This is a genomic window from Vibrio glycogenivorans (assembly GCF_051660965.1).
GTDB lineage: Bacteria > Pseudomonadota > Gammaproteobacteria > Enterobacterales > Vibrionaceae > Vibrio.
In genome coordinates this window covers 1-22262 of sequence record NZ_JBPVIS010000008.1, presented here as the reverse complement: position 1 = coordinate 22262, position 22262 = coordinate 1, and the positions used below count along the sequence as shown (strand labels likewise).

The window sequence follows — 22262 nt, the reverse complement described above, 5'->3', positions numbered from 1 at the left end:
AAAACATGGTTAAACCTTATTTATTATTGTTATCGGTACTCCTTATAGGCTGTGCTGATAGTCAGCAATCCTCTTCAAACGAAGCCGAGGAAACTCAAAGCCGCTATGATGAAAATGGTCGACGACGCTTTGATAATGAAGGCAGGGAGATCATATGGGTGGATGACTATAACTACTATATTCGCCTGGAAAATGGCGATTTAGCTGCCCGTCTAAATAAAGCAGAAATATGGCCCTTAGAAGATATCAGTGATGAGTCCTCTTATGATATGCCTCGAGTTCAATTTAGTTGGATGAATAGCTTTCGCAGGGGGGAGTCCATCGAAAAACTATTCAGCATGAAAATTGACGGTAGTGATTTACGCCTAGTGATAGATAAACAGCATGGCTGGGGAGGGAATATTAGTGCACGTCGCTCTCCGGATAACCGATATTTGGCCTATGGCCAATATGAAAGCTCGCGACGCTATCACCACTATTTATTGGATTTAAAGACCCAAGAGAGGATAGAGCTTGGCTCTGGCTACTCACCAAGATTTATTTGGGCAGAAGACAGCAGTTATGTTTACTATCAAACTAACCTAGAGCACGCCTATAAATATACGATTGCAACAAAAACTCATGAGCCAATTGACCGACAAATTGGCTTGAATGGAGTTATTATTGATGATAAGCGTTATCAAGTGTCGCAAATTGCTGCATACATTACTGACGAGTTTACTGGTGACGTTGAGTCGAGCACGAAAAATATACCAGAAGGTGAAGATCTACATTATTACGTAATGCGCCGTGGCAGTACTATTAGTCCAGATGGTAAATATGCATGGGGTAGCAGCGGTTATTACAATTTCTGGTTTGACTTAGAGCAAGGCACTGTTACCACGGTACCTGAAAATAGTGGCAAGTTCCATAGTATTGAGCTTATCGTTAATAATGGCGAGTTCGTTACGAGAGGTTCATACGGGCAAAGCTTATATCGAATCGATCATGAGGGGAATATGAAAAAGGTGAGACCTATGTCAGGAGGTGTAATTGAAGGAGCATCGCCGAAGGATCATAGTCTTTATAATACCGGTAACTTTGATTGGCAGCAGTTTGTCAACGGAGGTGAATATGAGTAGGGCAAATCTTGGCGATCCTTACTACCTTTTGGGTGTTGCTCAAAAGCCGTTGAAAAATGAGGATCTGAGTTTTGACTCGTATACACCAGAGAATAGTTCAGAGTTGTCTGAACTTGTTCCTCTTCCTTTTACCTCACTTGCGATCAATCTTTTGGAGAAAGACCAGCGTCAGCTTTGGGCTTCTGACAAAAATGCTCAGTTGTTTAATCTAGGTAATGATGCCATTCTGGCTTCAAGCAATTACACAGATGATAAGCAAACCTTATCGGAAGCTATCGGTGTATTTGGCCACACTTCGCCAATACATAAACTGACTAAAACCAATTATCATATCGTCAATGTTCCATTTAGCACGCTGACTTCGTTATTGGCGGTAGCACCAGATAGAGATACGCTGATGAGCGACGTATATAATATCTGGAAAAACGTGGACTCAGACGTAAAAGACTACACTTATAGTGTATTGGAGTTGGATAAGAATCAACTTAAGCCTCGCTACCAAAAACAAAATTTGTCTGAAGCCGAGACTAATTACAATAATTGGTATGACAGCATCAAAACCTCGAGTATAAATGCTATTGTGTTACCTTCCTATACAACTTGTGTGGTTTTGTTTTCAAACAAGCTCTATAGCGGTGCACAAGTGTCATTGCACACGTTTGAACCTATAAAAGAACAAGTTAGTGAAGGGGCGTTTGACTTTCATCCTGTACTGGGACAGGGAGTTGCCCTTGCCCCCATTAGTCATAATGGCTCGGATAGCTACCCTGTTGCACTACTAAAAGTGCCACAACATGCCCTTGTTGATGGTTATTATACGCTGCGCATACAATGGACCTTTCCAGACGAAAGCAGGGTAATAACTGAACTAAAAAATACTAATCTTAAACCAATTAAAGAGAATGGTTCAATAGTATATCGTTACGATCTACGCGAATACTTGACGGTTAATCCATTCGGGCCACTAGGTCCAATGGCAGTGGTCAGCGGTGATATGGTGTCACTTGAGGAGGCATTATTAAATCAGTTCCCTGATTATCTAGGTAATATCCAAAAGTACTTGGATAACAGTGCTTCACAAAGCAAAGGGGTGGAGCTTATTAAGCGCGCTCGTCTTACATGTGAGCATGCCATCAAGGCGACCATTGCGGGTGGGGGTACACTTGGTAGTGATTTGTGGGAAATGTATGGAAGGAAAGAAGGCGATACGGATGAAGAGAAGAGTATTGATTGGAACGGAGTTGCAGACAGTATTATTGAAGCGATACATAACGCCAACGATCCTCTTCCCCCCGCGATAAGGACCTCACTTGATTTGCACTTTGGTGGTTCTGCACAAGTTAAAAAAATAAGGGACTACGTCGAATCGGTAAAAGCTGCTAGAGAAATAAAAGACTACCGTGTTAAGACGTTTGACACCAATACGATGTTCACAAAGCGATTAGTTGACTTAGGTGGAGCATACTCCATTCTTGAGAGTGATTACTTAAAACCGTTAAAGTTTGTTCCAACTAAGGCTGAACTTGACTCAACAGGATCTCTGCATAAAACCTGGCTGCCAAGACTCCTTGATGGAGTGCCAAAATACTCCGAGATTAAGGCGTTCGGTACAATACACAAAACCTGGCTGCCTAGATATAGCCAAGGGGTTGTCAATGACTTGACCGACACCACAACCAAATCATTCAACCAGCTTAATCGATTAGGCGCGACCTTTGGTGACGTAGAGGACTTTCTAACTAAATATGACAAGTTACAACAGACCAAGCTTACACACTCGCAGCAAAAAATTATTTTTGAGGCGCTAGCCGGTGATTACCTGAAAAAAATACCTGCACTTGAGCAGAGCCAAAACGTCAATTCTGTATATATTGATCAGGTTTATGGTCAGCTTTGCGAATCATTAGAAGCGGTACTAGAAAACTCGGTCGATGATCCGGCTAGTAAGCAAGAGGCCAAATTACATAGTGAGGGCCGCTGGCTCACTGCCCTTGACGATCATCATGGTATTGGGTTGGCTTTCTCAGCCTTTTTTAATGAAAGTGAAGTGGATGTGGGTCGCTATAAGCGAGTCTTTGACATACTGTCTGACATTCTAGTAAAAGCTTCAGACTTTAAGGTGATCATTGCGGGTCACGCTTGTCAAATTGGTACAGAAGCAAGCAACCTTCAGCTCTCTTTACAGCGGGCAGAGCAAGCTAAAAGTGCGTTTTCAGACCAAGTCGCGGATAAAGTTGAGATCGTAGGACGTGGTGCATCTGAAGCTATCCTGAACCCTACTTTTAAAGAGATAGACGACAAAAATCCTTCGCTTGTTGTCAATAGACGTGTAGAGATCAAAATTTATCTTTCTGAGTTTGCCTTGTGCTTTCCAGCGAGTCGAACAGCATCGATTCAACTCGAAAAGGCTCGTCACGACTGGGTAACCACACTGCGAGATAAAAACAAGCAAAGTGATCTCTTTCGCTATGCGATAGTGATGCAAACTCTGCAGTTGACGTTGTACTCTTCAACTGTTGGCATAGCAGCGCAGGGCTTGCTCGTGCTAAATAACGACATCAAACCATTTGTCCAAAGTTCACATGAGATGCTTAATTCCTTGATTTCTTCCTGGTTATATAGTGGCTATGATCCGAGTGTGGCGGGAGAAATAAAAGAAATATCTAAGTTACATATGTCGTTACTCTCTGAGCTAAGTGAAGTTTCTGTTAATCTTGAGCAGCCAAACCCATCGATTGAAAACTTAACAGCGCTCAAGTCAAGTGAGCAAGCTCAACAACAAATCGTTCGTCGCTACCTAAAAAGAGCGGTAGCATTTACCGGGTTAATATTACTGTTAGCCAGAATGAAAAAGGGCCAGAACGCCAGCGTTGCTGATATCGATAATTTTATACAAACCCATAAGGTTCAAGAGTATATAAACATATTGATCTTGAATGATGACTGGTCTTTGTATCAGGGGACCAGAAACAGTTTAGCCTCAATGTGGATAAGCTATGTTCGTTCTGATTTTGCAACGTTTGCCGAGTATCAAGGTGCCACAAGCGCTCGCCGTCGCCAAGTGGATAATCAGTATGACTCGTTCACCAATAACTTCCCTGTACACTGCCAATTAAGTGTATTAGCAGATATCCAAGACGAGGATTTTGATGACGAGCTATTGACTGAACACAATCAATCTAGTGTGAGGGAACAACCCGAAATATTAAGAGATTTTGTTAGAAACTTTAATGTTGCCAGTAATCGTGAAATTAGGCCAGAAGACATCTTATTCCACCGAGTGCTCATTGCTGAACCTTTTAACGGCAGTAAAGAAACCGTTAAGTGGCAGACCTATGAGTCATGGTGTAATCAAGGGCAGTCCAATCGCTTAACCCCATTTCATCGCGTCATGGTCCAGTGTTTGGTCACTGAGCCGCAAAGCGATAAAGCGGCTACTGATGCGGTGTTCAGCCATCTTCTCAGTTATGAGCTAGACCATAACCGCGGCCCGGTTACTGAGGTACTATTTACACCTATGACTGCCGATGCCTTTGCAGTCACAAACTCCAGTAAGAATAAACAGATTGACGATGATATTGCGCATGTTTATCAAAACTTCGGTGTGAAACAAATTACTGGTGCGCAGTATGAGTTCAATTACTGGTTTAAAAATAGGCTAATCCGAGGCATAAAACCTGTTCTGCAGGAAAGCGACTATTCAAAACTAGGCCGTAAAATTAAAGTATGGTGGAAAAGAGACGGAATAAAGATACCAAAATCAGATGATTTGTTTAAATCTTATATTGCTCAGGGGCACTTGAGAGAGATTCAATTGCGACTGGCATTGCTCGATAACAAACAGAATGAGAGCGCAGAACTTGGTGTGTTAAAGTACGGGATCCAACGTGAAAATACCTCCAAAGTAACCGTCGTTGAGGATGGGCAATACAAACAAGTTACATTTAATGAGGAAGTTCTAGTAAAAAATAGAGAGTTTCTTCATCAGGTAAACAATAAATATACCGCGCCAAAAGTCACCACCATTGATGATGTTTCTTTATTCCACAAGCGGATTAATCATACCTATTTTGCTGTTCAGCTCGATAAAGGTCCTGAAGAAGTGCTGTTTGAGCGGGGCTCTGAGCTCGAGCGCTTTAGTTGGACTAAGCGCGATGCATCAGATGTACCTGATAAGGCATTTAGAGTGCGGGTTGGGGTGTTTGCCGAAAACATTAACTCGGAAGCTTATGAAAAGCACGAGTTCGATTGGCAGTGTATAAACGTACAGTTACCGACTAGCTTGCGGGTTGGTATGCGGAAAAATGACGCAGGTCCAACCTATAAAGGGAATCTGATTTATTGTGGCAAGGTTAGCAATGCCGATGGTCAGTGGTCTTTAGATAGCCAAATGGCGCTAACAAAGAACCAGCATATCTTGAGTATTGCGAATGATGCAGCCCTAGACCTTAACCTAAAGCGCAAGTTGATTCCGCAAAGGCGAGTTGGGGATGATATCGAACCGGAACATTACGTTTATCATCATAGACTTTATAGGAATAAAGAGTATCACCTATTTGTGGTTGAGTTTGACCTGTCGTACATATCACCAACCGGTCGAAACGTAAAAGGACTTCGACCATTTGGGCGAATTGCGCGAGCACATGGTAAGACTAAAGAACTGATTTTTGAACACTTGATTCATCAACAGAGCGACAGCATTTCTTATGATTTAAGCTCTAAAGTAGGCATAAATTTACCTGCATTAGAGGAGCAAGAGGTTAATTTGCCGTGGCTTGTCCCGCCAGCCGAACCAACGCAGCTTAATTCTGAGGACTATCAATATTGGCACCGCCATGGCTTTGCGACTGATTGTGGCGCTACGCAAGCGGATATTGTTCAACACTGGATTGAGGAGCAGTCGACGACACGTAGCGGCCTAGATTGGCACCCTAGGTGCAAGAAGATCGTTCAAACTATCGATAATCTTTGCGAGAAAATTGACACTTAACTGGAATCAAACCGAGTATGGCTGAACAGTATTAGTTCAGCCATGTTCTTTTGGACTAACTCCACTTGAGTTCTGTTGCGTTTTTATCGATAGCGGGAGAAATCAAGCTAAGATGGCCATTAAATCAGTATTGGTAACCTTGATTGCAGATCGCTTTCATTAGTAGGGTATATACTTATAGTCAACGCTCATTAGTCGTAATCTAAAGTAGTGATGTGGGCAGTACTTAATTATAACAATAAGTAGGAACTGATTGACTATGTACTACGCAGAGATCACTGGGTGGGGGAAATGTCTACCACCTGCTGTATTAACGAACCAAGACTTAAGCTCCTTTATGGATACCTCTGACGAGTGGATCCAAACTCGCACTGGGATCAGCACTCGTCGTATTAGCCATGTCAATACATCGGACCTAGCCACAGTAGCCGCGCAGCGGGCGCTCGATTGCGCGGGTCTTGCGCCAGAAGATATTGACCTGGTCATTGTCGCCACTTGCTCTCCGGATTCATTGATCCCCAATACGGCCTCGAAAGTGGCACAAAACCTGGCGATCCGCAGCGCTGCTGCGTTTGATTTAAATGCCGCATGCACAGGTTTTCTATATGGCCTTGAGACCGCAACGCGCATGATCCAAGCGGGCAACTATCAACACGCTTTGATTATCGGTGCGGAGCGTTTGTCGTTTTTTATCGACTGGACTAAGCGTGATACCGCGGTATTGTTTGGTGATGGAGCAGGCGCTGCGGTGGTGTCTCGCACAGAGCAAGTATTCGGGCTGCAAAGCGCAAAAATCGGCTGTGATGCCAAGGGACGCGATATTTTGTCAGTTCCTAAATTTGGCACGTCGATGGAGCGGTTTGACCCAGAAAACGGCTACTGGGATTTCAATTTTGTTGGTAAGGAGATTTTCAAGCGCGCAGTTAAAGGTATGGGGGCAGCCACTGCTGAGGTGTTACGCCAAGCGAAGTTAACCCAAGCGCAGGTCGATGTGGTTGTGCCGCATCAGGCCAACATTCGCATTATCCAGACCTTGTGCGACCTGTCTGGTATTCCCCAAGACAAAGCGTTCATCAATATTCAAAATTACGGCAACACATCAGCAGCGACGATACCAATCGCGCTTTGTGAAGCGGTTGAGCAGGGTAAAGTGCAACCGGGTAATACGCTGTTGCTGGCGGCATTTGGCGCGGGCTTAACTTGGGGGGCGGGCATCATCCAGTGGGGCGAGCGAACTCTGCCAATCAATCAGAGTACGGCACAGTTACCTGAGTGTACTCAATCCGCAACAGAGCTTATTGATAGTGCGATTAAGCACTGTAAGCAGTATGCCGCGAATCATCCCTCGTGAATTGCTTTGAAAGAAGTGATTGATAGTGGATTAGTCAAGATTAGAAATAGTAGTGCAGTTTAGATCTGGCTCACCTTTTGGTGAGCTGGTTTTTGTTGGCAACTTGTTACGCCATATTGAGCTTGTGAATATAAATTGCCTGATAATTGCGCCAATTCACTCTTGTTGTGAATAATTATTCTTCACTGTGGGTTAACTTATCGCCGTGCGTGAAACAAACTTTAAACATAAGTAAATCTAATCTGAAGTTAAAGTTTTTGTCATTATTTACAATGCAATTAATCACTTATGATTGTGTCAACAAGGTGACCGAATATTGAGGAGTTAGGTATGGCACAAGCAATGCAAATCGATGCAATCGTAGTTTCAAGTCCTAAGGAAAGCAGAAGCTACTCGGTTAACTTCAAAGGATTGATCAAGCACTTTTTGGATATTTTATTTGTCGATAATACGCCGCGCAGCTATTACACCAGCGACCTTTCAGGGCATATGCAAAAAGATATTGGGCTTTATCGCTAACCTAAGGCCGAGACAAAAAAGCCAGTTCATCATCGAACTGGCTTTTTAACATTTGGAAGAACTGAGCGGAGATAGCTCACCTCTTTTGCGTATCAAGACGCTTATTTCTTACGACAAAACTCGCAACGAAGCCAGATTGATTGGCCTTCGACCTTGCCTGAGAACAGGTCTGGATCGTCTTGCGCAAGACCAATGCCACGAACAACTGTACCTTGTTTGACTACCATGCTCGAGCCTTTTACCGGCAGGTCTTTGATGATTGTGACATCGTCACCTTTTTGCAGCTCAACGCCATTGCAATCTAGGTGTTTGTCGTCTGCTGACATACCCTTCATCGCCCAGGTCATGGTGTCTTCTTCCATGTACATCATATCCAGCGCATCTTGAGCCCAAGATTCGCTGTTAAGACGAGTAAGTTGGCGCCACGCCAATACCTGTACCTGTGGTACTGGGCTCCACATGCTGTCGTTTAGGCAACGCCAGTGGTTGATATCTTTTGGTGCTTCAATCTCAGACAGACACTTGTCACACAGCATTGCCGCGTGGTCAACGGTAATCGTTGACTCTGGCGGAACCGCATAAGCTGTAAGAGAGGTTTCTGCGCCGCAAAGTTCACATTTTGATTCGCAACGTTGTAATAGAGTCGCTTCTGTAGACATGATTATCTTACCTAACATTCAATTTGGGTCGGATTATAGCGGAAGTCAGGCGAAGATGCTGGTAAAAGTTGTCTTTTCCAGCTGAAGAAATGAGTAAAAGTGATACTGTCACTCATTTCTTTACGCTTAGAACACAGCTAGTTAGAGTTCTGTCAGTCAGAGAAACGCGCTTTACCGACAAGTCGAGCTAGCCTGGCACTTGGCAATTAGGTTTACCACCGGCGGCTGGCGGCACCTTGGCGATTTGCTCACGCAGGTCTTTGATCCGGGTTGAATGAGATGGGTGGGTGGAGAAAAATTCAGGAGGCTGAGAGCCTCCAGAGGCTTTGGCCATATTTTGCCACAAAGAGACACTGGCGGTAGGGGTGAAGCCAGCACGTGCCATAAGATCCAAGCCTATAATGTCGGCTTCAGACTCTTGGGCTCGACCATAAGGTAAGATCACACCGTATTGAACGCCGAGCCCAAGTGCGGCCATGGTTGCTCCACGATATTCGCCAGCACCGCTGCCCGCAAGGGCGACATCGGTGATCTGCAAACCAACATTGGCTAACTGACTTTGTGAGAGGCGCTCATTACTGTGGTCTGCCAAAACATGCGCAATTTCATGGCCAATCACAGTGGCTAGCTGATCTTGGTCTGTAGCAACATTTAGTATACCCGTGTAAACACCAATTTTCCCACCCGGCAACGCAAAGGCATTAACCTGCTCACTATCGAAGACAACGACTTCCCACTCAGTGAACGAGGTCTGCGGTGGAACATAGGCAGTAATTGCATTGGTGACACATTGAACATAGGCATTAACTTGCTTATCTTTGCTAATGGCGAGCTCTTGCTTCATTTGTTCAAAGGACTGTGAGCCAAGCGAGCTCATGTCCGAGTCGGAAAACAAGATTATCTGATTACGTCCAGTTGGCGATGAGCTACACGCAGTCAAGGCGATACTTGCAGCGATAAGACAAAAGCGGATCCCGTTAGACATTATCAATCTCCGTATTGATATAGTGATACAACTTCTCTTACCATTATGGCTAACCTACAAATGATGGACAAGTTGGTATGGCATTCAACGACCTAGATTCACTCAATCCAAGCCAAACGATATGGAAACAACGCGCAGACTTAGATGCGCTCAATCAAATGTCTCACAACACCTTGGTCGAACATCTCGAAATCCGCTTTACTGAGATCACCGACAGCTCAATCAGTGCTACGATGCCAGTATGTCAGTTTACCCATCAGCCTTTTGGCCAGTTGCATGGCGGTGCGTCGGTTGTCTTGGCTGAGACCGTCGGCTCTGTGGCGGCCAATTTATGTGTTGATAAGGGGCACTACTGTGTTGGATTGGACATTAACGCCAATCATCTACGTGCGAAAAGCGAAGGGCTTGTGACCGGTACAGCGCGCGCAATGCACCTTGGTCGTTCAACGCAGGTCTGGCAAATCACCATTGAGGATGAAGAGCAGCGTGCGATCTGTGTCAGCCGCCTAACTATTGCCGTTAAACAGCGCTAAGCAACTTTCGAGCAATTGAACTATTTGCTCGAGCAATCTAACCATTAATGATAAGAAGTAACAATGAGCAGTCCACGCCTTAGAGTCCAGTTTGAAACCTTGTTTGAGCACTTTGCAGGTCAAGACAGTCAAGTCAGGATTGAAGAGATCACTGAGGTTTTGTTCTGCACCCGACGTAATGCGCGCATTGTGCTAAACAAAATGGATGAGGAAGGGTGGATAGAATGGCACCCGGCACCGGGTCGAGGCAAATTGTCTCAACTCAACTTTAAGCGCAATCGGACCGATGTCAGTCGCCACTTGGCGCTGCGTTACCTGGAAGAGGGCAAAATTGAGCATGCACTCGGCGCGATGAACAACGATTCGGCAAAGTTAGCTCAAGTCATTGAGGGGTACTTGGGGGTTCAACACGGCCAGGGTGAACAAGTGATCCGCTTGCCTTACTATCGCCCGTTATCAATGCTCAACCCAAGAATGCCGATGCGCCGCTCTGAGCAGCATATCGCCCATCAGATTTTTAGTGGTTTAACTCGATTGGATGATAATGACCAATTAGCCCCAGACCTCGCACACACCTGGGAGATCATCTCCGATTTGCAATGGCGGTTTTATTTGCGCCCCAATATTCGCTTTCATGATGGCAGTATGCTTACTACGCAGCACATTGTAGAAAACCTCAACGAGCTAAGGCAGTTTACTCTGTTTGAGACCATCGAAAGCGCCACATCGCCATCTCCTTTGGTGATCGATGTGCACCTCAACTCTCCTGATCGGCGTTTACCGCTACTGTTGGCCGAGACCTGTGCCAAGATAATCCCCCACAAAGTAGAGAGAAATGACGAGTTTGATCTCGCGCCTATCGGCAGTGGACCATATAAGGTAGTGCGAAATGATGAGCAGAAATTGGTACTACAAGCCTTTGATGGCTATTTTGGTTATCGCGCCTTGGTGGACACCGTTGAAGTGTGGGTGATTGATGAGGCGTACTCAAGTCTGGTTTATCCAAGTGTCTCGAATCCAATCAAGCCCACCAACAGTAATATGGAGCAGAGCGTTGAGCTCGACCCTGGCAGTATTTATTTGCTGCTTAATCAAAGGACAGGTGTCGCTAAGGACCCTCAATGGGCAGAGTACTTTTCAAATAAACTCAATGCGTTAAGTCTATTCCGGGAGCTGCCTAGTGACATTGTCACAAAGCTCGGTGTACTTCCTGCTCATGGTTTGAAACCGGGTTGGTTGCACCATACAGATTGTGACCTGAGCATCAAGCCACCAAGCCAGCGGGTGATCAGGGTCGCCTATCACGACCGGCATCCAACCTATCCACACCTCGTTAAAGCCCTGGAGCAGCGCTTAAAGCAGGATGGTTTAAGCGTGGAGCTATTGGCCTATAACCTTGAGCCTGAGGATACCGAGGAGATTGATATCTGGATCAAGCCAATGAGTATCGCCAATCATCGCGATGACGCATTGGCCGGTTGGTTACTCGACTATGGTGATATCGAGCGCTTGAGCAGTAATGAAAATTTCCACCAGTGGAAGGCGCTGATCTCATCATGGCGTGAGTGCGAGTCCCAACCCTTTCCAGCTCATCAATTGGGCAAGGCACTGATTGAGCAGCGCCAGATAATTCCACTGTTCCACTGTTGGTTGGGTGTCAATCAAGAACAATGTGGCGCACTGCAAAATGCCCAGTGTAATGCGCTTGGATGGTTTGATTTTAGTCAGGTATGGGTTCGCCCAGAACGTTAGTTAACAGAATAAGGAAGAGTGGAGTGATTAGTCCAATAACACTGGAAGCACTGAGTATTCTTGATGCCATCGAGCGCAGAGGCAGTTTTGCCGCAGCCGCTAACGAGCTCAATCGCGCACCATCATCACTCAGCTATCAAATTCAAAAGCTTGAGCAAGATCTTGATATCACTATATTTGATCGCTCCGGTCATAAAGCCAGTTTTACCCAAGCCGGCAGATTGATCCTTGAGCGTGGCAGACTCATTCTCGAACTGGCAGGTAACATGGTCGAGGAGGCCAATATCATTGCCAATGGTTGGGAGCTGGATCTAACTATTGCTTATGATGGCATTATTCCGATCTCGAGCTTTTTTCCAGTGATTGAAGCGTTAGGCCAGCAGAGCCAAACCCGGATTAAGCTTCAAGAAGAGATCTTAGCCGGTGCGTGGGAGTCACTGAGTAGTGGCCGCAGCGATCTCTTGATCTGCCCAGCGATAGAGGGCGTCAGCCAAGATATCAAGGTCCAGACGATAGGGAGCTTATCAATGGTATGGGTAGCCGCAGTTGATCATCCCGTACATAAACGTACCTCTGAATTTGATGATCAAACCAGGCTCAAGTATCGGGTTATCGCGATCTCAGACACTGCACGAGAGCAGCCAACGATGAGCATCAATGTCCTGGATAAGCAGCCACGCCTGACGGTCACTAATTTTGCCAGCAAACTCGATGCCTTAGTCGCAGGCTTAGGTATTGGTACCTTGCCTGAGCCTGTGGCGAACAAACTGATCGCACAAGGTCAGCTGCAACAGATCGACGGGGCAGTATCGCGCCCGATAGACATCGTGCTTGCCTGGCGTCGTAACCAATTAGGCAAAGCGAAATCATGGTTAATCAAATACTTGACCAACCATTGGCAACTTGGCTGTTAGACTAATCGTGCAGTGGAAGCACCATGTCAGCAGTGCCATCTTCAAAATCAATCGACACGGAAAAGCCCAGTGATTTAGCCAGATTGAGCATGCCTTGATTGGATGGCATCGTCATACCGCAGATCTTGGCTGTACGATGATCTTTACAGTAATCAACGATCCGGCTAAGCAATTGCTTGCCTAATCCCATGCCTTTCTGATCAGAGCGGATCAGCACAGCAAACTCAGCATCAAGATTATCTGGCATGATCATCGCTCTTGCCACACCGAGGATCTCAATCGGTGGTGTTAAAGTTTGTGCGACAAACGCCATCTCTCGGTCATAATCAATCTGGGTTAGCGCGGCCAAAGCCTCATGGTTAAACTCACCCACCTCGGTAAAGAATCTCTTGTAGAGATCCTCGTTAGAGACTTGCGAAATAAACCTGTCATGCAGCGGCTCATCTTCAGGTTTGATAGGGCGCATCAACAGCTGACGTCCATCTTTGAGGGTAATGAGTCGCTCGAGTTGATTGGGATAGGGTGTGATCGCAAGCCTTTGTTGTGTATCACCCTCAAAGGATTTGATACGCATATCGGCATCAACAATACACACCTTGCTGCCTTTAATCATTAGTGGATGGATATCCAGTGTATTGAGCTCTGGGTTATCCACTACCATTTGTGAGATGGTGGCAATAAACTCTGCTAACGCATCAATATCAATCGGCTCTGGACGTTTTTGTAGCCGGATCACCCCTGCTTTTACAGCTCGAATAATAAAGTAGCGTGCCAACGCAGTATTAAGCGGAGGAAGGGCGCACACCGAATCTGTCACAGGATTCCACTCTGAACCGCCTTGTCCGATCAGTAAAACTGGGCCAAATAGTGCATCGGTGTGAACTTTAAGGCGGATCTCCTCAGAGCCGGCTGAGTTGGCCATTGCTTGCACTGCGACACCATCGATGTTGGCGTTTGGATAGGTTAGCTGGGCACGATCGAGTATTGCATTGGTAGCAGCAGAGACCTCATTGGCGTCACGCAGTGACAACATAACCCCATGAACATCCGATTTATGAGCAATGTCCGGTGAAAGGAGCTTAATCGCGACGGGATAACCAATCTGCTGCGCAAGATGAGTGGCCTCGCTGGCATCAATCGCCACCCAAGTCTCTAGTAGGTCAATCTGATAGAGCTCGAACAGCTTACGCAGATGATGGCTTTCAAGCTGAACCTCATTATTATCAGTGAGCTGATTATTAAACCATTGTCGAGCAGCTGCTAGGGCTTGTTCCCCGATCATCTCGAGGGAGGTCGGCGTTTGCATTAACTGCTTTTGATTGCGCCGGTATTCGACAAGATGCATGAATGCCGTCACAGCGCTCTCAGGGGTGCGATAGGTGGGAATTTTAGCCGTAGTGAAAAGATTGCGAGCCTTTTTGGCTGTTTGTTCACCTGTCCAGTTGGTAAAAATATTCAGTCGATGCGCCTTTTGTTTATTGGCGTGAATCACTTTTACTATCGCTCTTGCGGTCTCTTCACTGTCAGAAACTGCAGAGGGTGTATGCATGATCAGTAGTGCATCAAGTTCACGACTATCAAGAAGCGTCTCAACCACTTGGCTAAAGCGTTGACTGGTTGCATCGCCGTGAATATCAATTGGGTTGCGACCGCTCCAGCCAGGCACCACCTTGCCGAGTCGTGCGATCATTTCCGGGTCTTCAATGGAGGCCAGTTTACCGCCAAGGTGAATTAGCTTATCCGTAGCAATAATCGATGGACCACCTCCGTTGGTGACGATCATCAATCGCTCACCCCGTAAAGGGGTTGGGTGGGCCAAGGTTTCAACTGCAGCGAACAGCTCGTGCGTGCTGTGAACGCGCAACATACCCGAGCGCTTGATGGCCGAATCGTAGATGATATCCATGGACATAGGGGCAGAGTAGTAGTCTTGCAACGAGGTCAAGCCCTCATGACTGCGGCCGGCTTTTAATACCAGTACTCGTCGATTACGTGATGCTGCTCGAGCAGCGGAAATGAACCGCCGGGCATCCGAAATTGAGTCAACGTAAAGAACGATAGCCTGGGTTTTGCTATCAACCGAAAGATAATCAAGTAGCTCGTCAAAACCGATATCACTGCCATTGCCAAGCGATATGAACGCTGAAAATCCAATGTTTTGTGCATTAGCCCAGTCAAGCACCGTAGTGCACACGCCCGCAGATTGTGAGATAAAACCAATCGAACCCGCTTGTGCTGGGAGAGGGGAAAAAGAGGCATTAACCCCTAACCAAGGTAACATCATGCCCAAGCTGTTCGGGCCAAGGACTCGGATATTATGTTGTTTTGCCAGGGTTTGTACTTGCTCGGCGAGTAGAGCATCTTGCTGATCAAAGTGGGTCGCCAAGACCACCATTGATTTGGTTTGCTTGGCACTTAAGCTCGGGATAAGGGCAAGGTTGACCTCATTGTTGGTGCACATGATAGCAATGTCTGGTGAGAGCGGTAAGTCATCAATGGATTGATAGGCGTATACGCCACAGACCGACCTGTGTTTGAGTGAGATGGGCATGATCGTGCCCGCAAAACCTGCCGAAAGCAGATTCTTCATCACGATATTCCCCGCGCGATGGGGGGTGGCTGAAGCACCAATTACCGCAATAGTTTGAGGTCTTAATAAGCAATCAAGTGAACGCGCCATATCGCCATCTCCACACAGTGTTTGTATGAAGAATAAGCGCTTACGAATACGACTGCTATCACAAGGGCTATCAATGTGCCTTAGTTCACAATGTGCTGTTATTAAATGAGTTTGCTCGCTTGATTCTGCGCCTTGACAGGGGCATCATTGATCCAATTTATAAAAATAGTCAGCTGAGTTTTTCAATGAAAAAAATGCTTGTTGTCGGTTTGAGCTCGCTTGTTGCAGCTTGTACATCGAATACCTACGTCACGGACGTCAAATCCGAGTCTTATGTCGAAGATTATACCCTGACCAAAGAGGCGGCCATCGTCGAGGTAGAGGCGCAATCAACCCAAACTTCAATAACCAAGACTGAAGAAACTGTGGTTGAAACAAAGCTTGAGCGGGTCGTCAAACCGGTACTTGTTACCCCACCAAGTGATGAGCAAGAGCAAAAACAAACTCGTTATGGCTACACCATTCAAGTGGCGGCTATGAGCAATCAGGCCAAAGTCGATAGTTTGCTCAAGGCATTTACCGACAGTACTCAGCCAGTGTGGCAAAATGATAAGGTTGTCGATGGCGTGAAATGGCACACGGTTCTTTATGGTGATTATGCAACCCGAAAAGAGGCGGCGAATGCGATTACGGTTTTGCCTGAACAAGTGCGTCGTCTAAAGCCGTTTGTGAAGAGCATTGATGCGATTAAAAACTCTCAGTACCCAGAATTAAATAAGCTTAAGTAACTAAACAAAAGCAACTTTTACTAAATTAATTGGGTATAAGCCAAAGGACCAAGAGGTCCTTTTGTCATTCTCAGGTCAATAATCGCCTAAGAAGTATGCGTTTGGGAAAAACAATTGCATTTTGTGGTTCTCAAACATGTCACAACACCGCGTTTCCGATTATCATGATCTTAAGCAACTCCAAACCAATGATATTATGACAACACGTAAATCTATTCTGTTACTTTGTGGTGGTGACTCTTCTGAGCATGAAGTGTCTCTGGTGTCTGCAGGTTACCTGCAAGCTCAACTTGAGTCGACTAAGCAGTATTCTGTGTATAAGGTCGAGATTAAAGATGGAGAATGGCGCGCAGATAGTGGCGAGCAGGTTGCTCTTGAGACCAGCTCTAAAATGCTGCTTGGCGATCAACTTACTGTAAAGATCGATTACGTCGTGCCATGTATTCACGGTTTTCCTGGAGAGACGGGTGATATTCAATCGCTACTCAAGATGGCTGATATCCCGTACCTTGGGTGTGATGCTGAAGCGAGTACCAACAGTTTTAACAAGATTACTTCCAAGCTCTGGTATGACGCTCTGGGTATCCCAAACACGCCCTACGTATTCCTAACCGAGAACAATGCCGAGGCAGTCAGTCAGGCTGAGCAAGCATTGGACCAGTGGGGGAGCGTGTTTATCAAAGCGGCCTGTCAAGGTTCATCAATTGGTTGCTACAAAGTGACGGATAAAGCCGAGATCGCGCAAACTGTAGCAAACGCATTTCAATACTCTCACCAAGTCTTAGTGGAAAAAGCACTCAAACCTCGAGAACTTGAAGTGGCGGCGTTTGAGTATCAAGGTGAGCTTAGAGTGACAGTTCCTGGTGAGGTCATCGCCCCGACTGAAGCCTTTTACACTTATGAAGAGAAGTACAGCAGCGATAGTCACACAACGACGGAAGTGGTTGCACCCAATCTCACCGAGCAACAAGTTCTTGATATCCAAACCTACGCATCGCGCGTGTTTACCCATATGGGCTTACGTCATCTGTCACGAATCGATTTTTTCCTAACCGAAGATAACGAGATCTATCTTAATGAAGTCAACACCTTCCCTGGCATGACACCGATTTCGATGTTCCCTAAGATGGTTGAGCACTCAGGTGTTAAGTTCGGTGAATTTTTGAGCGATTGCATCCAAGCTGACCTGCGCTAATCTTCGGCAACCGCGCAAATTACAGTGCGATTCTAAGCATAAATCTACAAACCCCAGGATAATTTACTTCTGGGGCTTTCTTTTGATGATTGTTACTGATATAACCGTAAGTTGTTGTTAAACCTCTTGGACAAGAGTGAACAAAGATTAACGGAATAGAATGGCGTTTAGTAACTATCGAGGCTTCAATATTAAACTCCTGAATCGTGAGAAAGATCTCTGGCAGGTGCAGATTCAAAACAAGGTTTTACAGGGACAGCTTGTCGGCGTGCGTAAGAGCATCGATTGGTTTTGCGATAGTGCATCCATCATCGATCCCTCTGAGTTTTCTTCGCTGGCGAACAAACGCCCGGTCGTAAAAGGGAGTGTGGACAATTTCCACGGCTTCCTTTTACAAAATGACAGCGGTGAATATAATGCTTGGTATTGCATGTTTAAAGGTCGCCTGATAAAGGGGACGAACATCGCCCTGAAAAAACACATTAGAGAGACAATTGCTGCGATCAACAAGCAACGTGCAGCACTTAAAGTGAAGAATTAGAGTCATGACATTAGTTTATTCAACCGAGTCAGGCCGCATTAAGCCTGAAGAAGAGAAAGTTCAGCGTCCAAAAGGCGATGGTATTGTTCGTATTCAACGCCAGACTAAAGGACGAAAAGGCAAGGGCGTTTGTATTGTCACTGGCCTCGACCTCGATGATGCCCCGCTTAAGCTTTTGGCGGCAGAACTGAAAAAAGTCTGTGGCTGTGGTGGTGCTATCAAAGATGGCACGATCGAGATTCAAGGTGATAACCGCGATAAGATCAAGGCGCATCTTGAAAAGAAAGGTATGACAGTTAAGTTAGCCGGCGGTTAACCTTAACATGGAACATCTAAGGCAGCGCAGTGCGCTGCCTTTTCTATTTATACCGCAGTGAAATCGTCAAAGCGAACCATTGAGGCGGCTTGGCTCTAGCTCATTATTCGAGTGTAATGAACCTTAACTCGGTTACTTCCAAGTTGCTTGAAATACAGCAATGCAACTCACTGGCTGCGAATAGATCAAAGCTGTAGATGGCAGCAATACAGGCAATCGCCAGACTAGATGATTTCAGCATAAACTTCTCCCTTCGTAAATGAGCCCATAAATGCAGGTTACAATTGCAGGTGGGCATGATTAATCAACGACGGTGTCAGAATTACACTGAAGAATGGCAAATAGTTTACCGTTGGTTTGGAATGAATTTCACTTGTTGTCCGAGCGACAAGGCTTTGAGGTGAGTAAAAAGTTGGGCGTGAATGATTGATAGTAACAATGCCGTGCTACGGTTCGCTTTTACGCTCCGCGACACGGCATTACAAGTTACAACGATAGTCGATCAGAGATTAATCGTCATTAACCGAGGAAATTCGGTGAATCGCGAGGTCAGCACCATTGAACTCTTCTTCTTCAGAAAGACGCAGTCCGGTAATTTTGTCAAGAATACCGTAGATAATCGCTGCACCGACAAGCGCGACAACAATACCCGCGATGGTTCCCACCAATTGAGTAAGTAGGCTTACACCACCAAGTCCACCAAAGGCTTGCTGACCGAAAATACCGGCAGCGATGCCACCCCATGCACCACACAGACCGTGCAAAGGCCATACGCCGAGTACATCATCAATTTTTGTCTTGTTTTGCAAGTAGGTAAATACCCAAACGAACAGAGCGCCAGCAATACTACCAGTCACTAGGGCGCCAATGGGGTGCATAAGATCAGAGCCAGCACAAACGGCAACCAGACCAGCCAAAGGTCCATTATGAATAAAGCCTGGGTCATTTTTACCAATGATCAGTGAGGCAAGAATACCGCCAACCATCGCCATCAGAGAGTTGACAGCAACTAGGCCACTAATGCCGTCAAGGGTTTGCGCTGACATTACATTAAAGCCAAACCAACCCACACTTAAGATCCACGCACCAAGCGCCAAGAAAGGAATGTTTGAAGGTGCGAAGTTGGTATGCTTACCAGCTTTAATACGGCCTTTACGCATGCCAAGAAAAACGACCGCGACCAAAGCGATCCAACCACCAACACCATGCACGACGACGGAGCCAGCAAAATCGTGGAACTCAGCGCCGAATGTCGCCTCAAGCCATGCCTGGAAGCCAAAGTTGCCATTCCAGATCATGCCTTCAAACAGTGGGTACACCAGACCGACAGTGAAAAAAGTTGCTAGAAGGATAGGGTAGAAGCGAGCACGCTCAGCGATACCACCCGAGACAATCGCAGGGATGGCAGCGGCAAAGGTGAGTAAGAAGAAGAACTTAACTAACTCATAACCGTTACCTTGTGAGAGTGTTTCAGCATCAGCAAAAAAGGTTCCGCCATAAGCGACCCAGTAACCGATAAAAAAGTAGGCGATAGCTGAAACGCCAAAGTCAGCAAGAATTTTAACCAGTGCATTTACTTGGTTCTTTTGACGCACGGTACCCACTTCAAGGAACGCAAAACCTGCATGCATCAGGAAAACCATAATGGCGCCTAATAAGAGGAAAAGTGTGTCAGAACTTTGCGTGAGGGTGTGTACTGCTCCGTGTACCTGCTCTATGGAAGAGGACATGCTTAAATAACTCCTTTATATTGAACCAATTGACCTCATTGAGATAAATGCACCAGATAGGGGCTCTATTTCGATACGGTCACACCAAAATGGTGAGTAATCGTTTTAAAGCGAGTAACAAAGCAAATAGTGTTCCAAAAAAATGACATTAAGAAGATATGATAAGTCGTTGATTTATATGAAATAGGCAAAGGTAACCAAAATGCTGCACATCATTCTTGCCCCAAAAAAGAGCATCGATGCCAAAAATAAGTGCACCAAAATGTAGCGAGTTTGTTAAATCAAGACGTAGTTCGCACGATTCAAGCCATCGAAGCTATCAATTGGCACGACAAAGTAAAAATGAGTCATACTCACTGCAACATTGCGATGCAAGATGTGCATGATAATGGTTCAAGGCGGAATGAGTCGAGCAAGCATGCGCCGAACTCAATGACTCTCTTTATCTGAAATCGGGAAAACCAAACCGGCAACAGAGCAAACAAGTTAAGCTAATACCTTGATATTGATGTACAAGAATGCGCAGCGTTCGCAGGACAACAATATTAATGGATATTAGCTATTTTATGGTAAATACAATTATGTTGAATACAAATCTCGTAATGGCAGTAGTAAGGAGGTAAGGGGGCATTTCGTTCGACGAGCTTCTATTGGTAATAATCTATTTAACATAACACATATAATACGCATCAAATATGTAGGGCCAAAGTTGTAATGTCACTTTATAGCAAAGTTAAAATGTCTCTTTTTTAGGTTCTACAACTAGCCTCATTCTTGTGTAAACCTGTTTAAGGGATATTGGGATGTTGGTAACTATGAGTGACAAAGACCTTTCACGTTACAAAGTGATCAATGATGTTTGTGAACATCGTTTACGCCGTGCAGATGCGGCTGAGATCCTAAACCTGAGTGAGCGCCAAGTACAGCGTCTAATGAACCGCCTACGAGAATTCGGTGCGGCTAGTTTGGCACACGGTGCTCGCGGTAAACCAAGTAATAATCGTATCCCCGATGATTATCGTCACACTATCTTAGCCATTGTTCGAAAGCACTACGCAGACTTTGCTCCAACATTCGCTCAAGAAAAACTGCTAGAGATCCATAACTTGCCGGTTTCCAATGAGACCTTACGTCAATGGATGATTGCCGATGGCCTCTGGGTACCGCATTCTCAGCGGCAGCCTCGCGTTTATCAGCCTCGTTATCGTAGAGATTGTCTTGGCGAACTGGTTCAAATTGACGGCTCTCATCATGACTGGTTTGAAGGACGCAGCGACAAGTGCTGCTTACTGGTCTTCGTTGATGACGCCACGGGCCGCCTGATGAATCTGAGGTTCAGTGAGACCGAATCTGCGTTTGATTACATGGTCGTGACTCGAGAGTATGTGCGCGAGCACGGCAAGCCCGTGGCACTCTACAGTGATAAGCACTCGATATTTCGGGTCAATCAAGAGCAACGAAAACAAGTCGGACAAACGCAATATGGGCGTGTCTTACAGGAGTTGGGGATCGAACTGATTTGTGCGAACAGCTCGCAAGCCAAAGGCCGTGTTGAGCGAGCCAACTTAACGCTACAAGACCGCTTAGTCAAAGAGATGCGCTTGCAAGGGATCAGCACCATTGAAGAGGCCAATGCTTGGCTTCCCTACTTCATCGCTGACTTTAATCAACGCTTTGCCAAGCCGGCCAAATATCCGAAAGACATGCATCGAAACGTACGAGAAACGGAGCAAGAGTTGGACGATATCTTTAGCTGGCAAGAGATCCGCAAGCTCTCAAAATCATTGACATTTCAGTACGATAAAGTCATCTATATGATTGAAGATACGGAGGAAAATACCCGATTGATCCATGAAAATGTCAAGGTACTCGATTACCCCAATGGCGAGATTGCCATCCAATATGGGTATCGCAAACTCAACTTCAAAACGTTCGATAAGCTCAATAACGTCAACCAGGCTCAAGTGGTGGATAACAAGCGACTGGGCAATGTGTTGAAATTTGCCCAGCAAAAACAGGAAGAATTTGAGCAACAGCAGAAACGCACCCGAAGCAAAAAGGCCCCAAAACGCAAAGCCCAGCATCGCGCCCTGCAAGAGCAACTCCGAGCAATCAATCCTGTCCTTACAGACCCAGAATCATTTCAGTCATCCAACTCGAAGACCTAACTCTCCTACTCTGTTAAGACACCCTCAAAGGGACATTTCTACTTTGCTGAAGACAGGACATTTTTAACTGGGATTGACAA

At 45.8% G+C, this 22262-nt stretch carries 17 protein-coding genes; 12 read left to right on the top strand and 5 right to left on the bottom strand.

All coding sequences use genetic code 11. The features are described 5' to 3' along the window. Positions 1 to 5: 5 nt before the first annotated feature. The 4 genes from ACSTTG_RS15955 (at position 6) to ACSTTG_RS15940 (ending at position 7981) form a co-directional block, all read left to right on the top strand. Positions 6 to 1121 (top strand): TolB-like translocation protein, encoded by a 1116-nt coding sequence (locus ACSTTG_RS15955; protein ID WP_438457471.1) that lies wholly within the window; start codon positions 6 to 8, stop codon positions 1119 to 1121. Continuing rightward, positions 1114 to 6111, top strand: a complete 4998-nt coding sequence (locus ACSTTG_RS15950) for an OmpA family protein (protein WP_438457472.1) — start codon at positions 1114 to 1116, stop codon at positions 6109 to 6111. The genes ACSTTG_RS15955 and ACSTTG_RS15950 overlap by 8 nt, the downstream gene beginning before the upstream one ends. 253 nt (positions 6112 to 6364) lie before the next feature. After that, on the top strand, positions 6365 to 7462 hold the full coding sequence (locus ACSTTG_RS15945) for a ketoacyl-ACP synthase III (RefSeq protein ID WP_438475530.1): 1098 nt from the start codon (positions 6365 to 6367) through the stop codon (positions 7460 to 7462). A 330-nt stretch (positions 7463 to 7792) separates the two neighbouring features. Further along, positions 7793 to 7981 carry a hypothetical protein gene (locus ACSTTG_RS15940; protein ID WP_438457474.1) on the top strand — a complete coding sequence of 63 codons (189 nt, stop codon included), beginning with the start codon at positions 7793 to 7795 and terminating at the stop codon, positions 7979 to 7981. Between the two features lie 101 nt (positions 7982 to 8082). Here ACSTTG_RS15940 and ACSTTG_RS15935 read toward each other — a convergent pair whose 3' ends face one another. Together ACSTTG_RS15935 and ACSTTG_RS15930 are read right to left on the bottom strand one after the other, a co-directional pair. Continuing rightward, complete coding sequence (locus ACSTTG_RS15935; RefSeq protein ID WP_438457475.1) at positions 8083 to 8640, bottom strand: PhnA domain-containing protein; 558 nt, start codon at positions 8638 to 8640, stop codon at positions 8083 to 8085. Positions 8641 to 8827: 187 nt separating this feature from the next. Further along, the gene (locus tag ACSTTG_RS15930) at positions 8828 to 9625 is read right to left on the bottom strand and encodes a M48 family metallopeptidase (RefSeq protein ID WP_438475529.1); all 798 of its coding nucleotides are present in this window, start codon (positions 9623 to 9625) and stop codon (positions 8828 to 8830) included. Positions 9626 to 9702: 77 nt separating this feature from the next. On the opposite strand from ACSTTG_RS15930, the gene ACSTTG_RS15925 reads away from it, so the two are divergent. The 3 genes from ACSTTG_RS15925 (at position 9703) to ACSTTG_RS15915 (ending at position 12824) form a co-directional block, all read left to right on the top strand. Continuing rightward, positions 9703 to 10158, top strand: coding sequence for a hotdog fold thioesterase (locus ACSTTG_RS15925; RefSeq protein WP_438475528.1), 456 nt, complete (start codon positions 9703 to 9705; stop codon positions 10156 to 10158). 63 nt (positions 10159 to 10221) lie between these two features. After that, entirely contained in the window at positions 10222 to 11910 is a 1689-nt protein-coding gene (locus ACSTTG_RS15920) for an SgrR family transcriptional regulator (protein WP_438475527.1), read from the top strand. After that, complete coding sequence (locus tag ACSTTG_RS15915; RefSeq protein ID WP_438475526.1) at positions 11889 to 12824, top strand: LysR family transcriptional regulator; 936 nt, start codon at positions 11889 to 11891, stop codon at positions 12822 to 12824. Before ACSTTG_RS15920 ends, ACSTTG_RS15915 begins: the two co-directional genes overlap by 22 nt. 1 nt (position 12825) lies before the next feature. Here ACSTTG_RS15915 and ACSTTG_RS15910 read toward each other — a convergent pair whose 3' ends face one another. Continuing rightward, positions 12826 to 15504, bottom strand: coding sequence for a bifunctional acetate--CoA ligase family protein/GNAT family N-acetyltransferase (locus tag ACSTTG_RS15910; protein WP_438475525.1), 2679 nt, complete (start codon positions 15502 to 15504; stop codon positions 12826 to 12828). A gap of 185 nt (positions 15505 to 15689) precedes the next feature. On the opposite strand from ACSTTG_RS15910, the gene ACSTTG_RS15905 reads away from it, so the two are divergent. The 4 genes from ACSTTG_RS15905 to yciH all read left to right on the top strand — a co-directional run bounded on the left by ACSTTG_RS15905 (position 15690) and on the right by yciH (position 18284). Further along, positions 15690 to 16232, top strand: coding sequence for an SPOR domain-containing protein (locus ACSTTG_RS15905; protein ID WP_438457481.1), 543 nt, complete (start codon positions 15690 to 15692; stop codon positions 16230 to 16232). Positions 16233 to 16428: 196 nt separating this feature from the next. Continuing rightward, on the top strand, positions 16429 to 17427 hold the full coding sequence (locus tag ACSTTG_RS15900) for a D-alanine--D-alanine ligase (RefSeq protein WP_438457610.1): 999 nt from the start codon (positions 16429 to 16431) through the stop codon (positions 17425 to 17427). Between the two features lie 160 nt (positions 17428 to 17587). Beyond that, positions 17588 to 17968 (top strand): DUF3319 domain-containing protein, encoded by a 381-nt coding sequence (locus tag ACSTTG_RS15895; RefSeq protein WP_438457482.1) that lies wholly within the window; start codon positions 17588 to 17590, stop codon positions 17966 to 17968. Between the two features lie 4 nt (positions 17969 to 17972). After that, positions 17973 to 18284, top strand: a complete 312-nt coding sequence (gene yciH, locus ACSTTG_RS15890; RefSeq protein ID WP_438457483.1) for a stress response translation initiation inhibitor YciH — start codon at positions 17973 to 17975, stop codon at positions 18282 to 18284. A gap of 103 nt (positions 18285 to 18387) precedes the next feature. On the opposite strand, the gene ACSTTG_RS15885 is transcribed toward yciH, so the two are convergent. Continuing rightward, complete coding sequence (locus ACSTTG_RS15885) at positions 18388 to 18525, bottom strand: hypothetical protein (RefSeq protein ID WP_438457484.1); 138 nt, start codon at positions 18523 to 18525, stop codon at positions 18388 to 18390. A 268-nt stretch (positions 18526 to 18793) separates the two neighbouring features. Then, positions 18794 to 20014 carry an ammonium transporter gene (locus ACSTTG_RS15880; RefSeq protein WP_438457485.1) on the bottom strand — a complete coding sequence of 407 codons (1221 nt, stop codon included), beginning with the start codon at positions 20012 to 20014 and terminating at the stop codon, positions 18794 to 18796. Between the two features lie 815 nt (positions 20015 to 20829). Between ACSTTG_RS15880 and ACSTTG_RS15875 the strand changes: the two genes are divergently transcribed. After that, positions 20830 to 22182: an ISNCY family transposase gene (locus tag ACSTTG_RS15875; protein ID WP_438475524.1), complete on the top strand. Its 1353-nt coding sequence runs from the start codon at positions 20830 to 20832 to the stop codon at positions 22180 to 22182. Positions 22183 to 22262: the final 80 nt, after the last annotated feature.

What these genes read in the sequence shown, in the direction of transcription:
- ACSTTG_RS15955 (WP_438457471.1), top strand. Translation starts at nt 6, where the DNA reads ATGGTTAAACCTTATTTATTATTGTTATCGGTACTCCTTATAGGCTGT.
- ACSTTG_RS15950 (WP_438457472.1), top strand. Translation starts at nt 1,114, where the DNA reads ATGAGTAGGGCAAATCTTGGCGATCCTTACTACCTTTTGGGTGTTGCT.
- ACSTTG_RS15940 (WP_438457474.1), top strand. Translation starts at nt 7,793, where the DNA reads ATGGCACAAGCAATGCAAATCGATGCAATCGTAGTTTCAAGTCCTAAG.
- ACSTTG_RS15935 (WP_438457475.1), bottom strand. Translation starts at nt 8,640, where the DNA reads ATGTCTACAGAAGCGACTCTATTACAACGTTGCGAATCAAAATGTGAA.
- ACSTTG_RS15930 (WP_438475529.1), bottom strand. Translation starts at nt 9,625, where the DNA reads ATGTCTAACGGGATCCGCTTTTGTCTTATCGCTGCAAGTATCGCCTTG.
- ACSTTG_RS15925 (WP_438475528.1), top strand. Translation starts at nt 9,703, where the DNA reads ATGGCATTCAACGACCTAGATTCACTCAATCCAAGCCAAACGATATGG.
- ACSTTG_RS15920 (WP_438475527.1), top strand. Translation starts at nt 10,222, where the DNA reads ATGAGCAGTCCACGCCTTAGAGTCCAGTTTGAAACCTTGTTTGAGCAC.
- ACSTTG_RS15915 (WP_438475526.1), top strand. Translation starts at nt 11,889, where the DNA reads ATGGGTTCGCCCAGAACGTTAGTTAACAGAATAAGGAAGAGTGGAGTG.
- ACSTTG_RS15910 (WP_438475525.1), bottom strand. Translation starts at nt 15,504, where the DNA reads ATGGCGCGTTCACTTGATTGCTTATTAAGACCTCAAACTATTGCGGTA.
- ACSTTG_RS15905 (WP_438457481.1), top strand. Translation starts at nt 15,690, where the DNA reads ATGAAAAAAATGCTTGTTGTCGGTTTGAGCTCGCTTGTTGCAGCTTGT.
- ACSTTG_RS15900 (WP_438457610.1), top strand. Translation starts at nt 16,429, where the DNA reads ATGACAACACGTAAATCTATTCTGTTACTTTGTGGTGGTGACTCTTCT.
- ACSTTG_RS15895 (WP_438457482.1), top strand. Translation starts at nt 17,588, where the DNA reads ATGGCGTTTAGTAACTATCGAGGCTTCAATATTAAACTCCTGAATCGT.
- yciH (WP_438457483.1), top strand. Translation starts at nt 17,973, where the DNA reads ATGACATTAGTTTATTCAACCGAGTCAGGCCGCATTAAGCCTGAAGAA.
- ACSTTG_RS15885 (WP_438457484.1), bottom strand. Translation starts at nt 18,525, where the DNA reads ATGCTGAAATCATCTAGTCTGGCGATTGCCTGTATTGCTGCCATCTAC.
- ACSTTG_RS15880 (WP_438457485.1), bottom strand. Translation starts at nt 20,014, where the DNA reads ATGTCCTCTTCCATAGAGCAGGTACACGGAGCAGTACACACCCTCACG.
- ACSTTG_RS15875 (WP_438475524.1), top strand. Translation starts at nt 20,830, where the DNA reads ATGAGTGACAAAGACCTTTCACGTTACAAAGTGATCAATGATGTTTGT.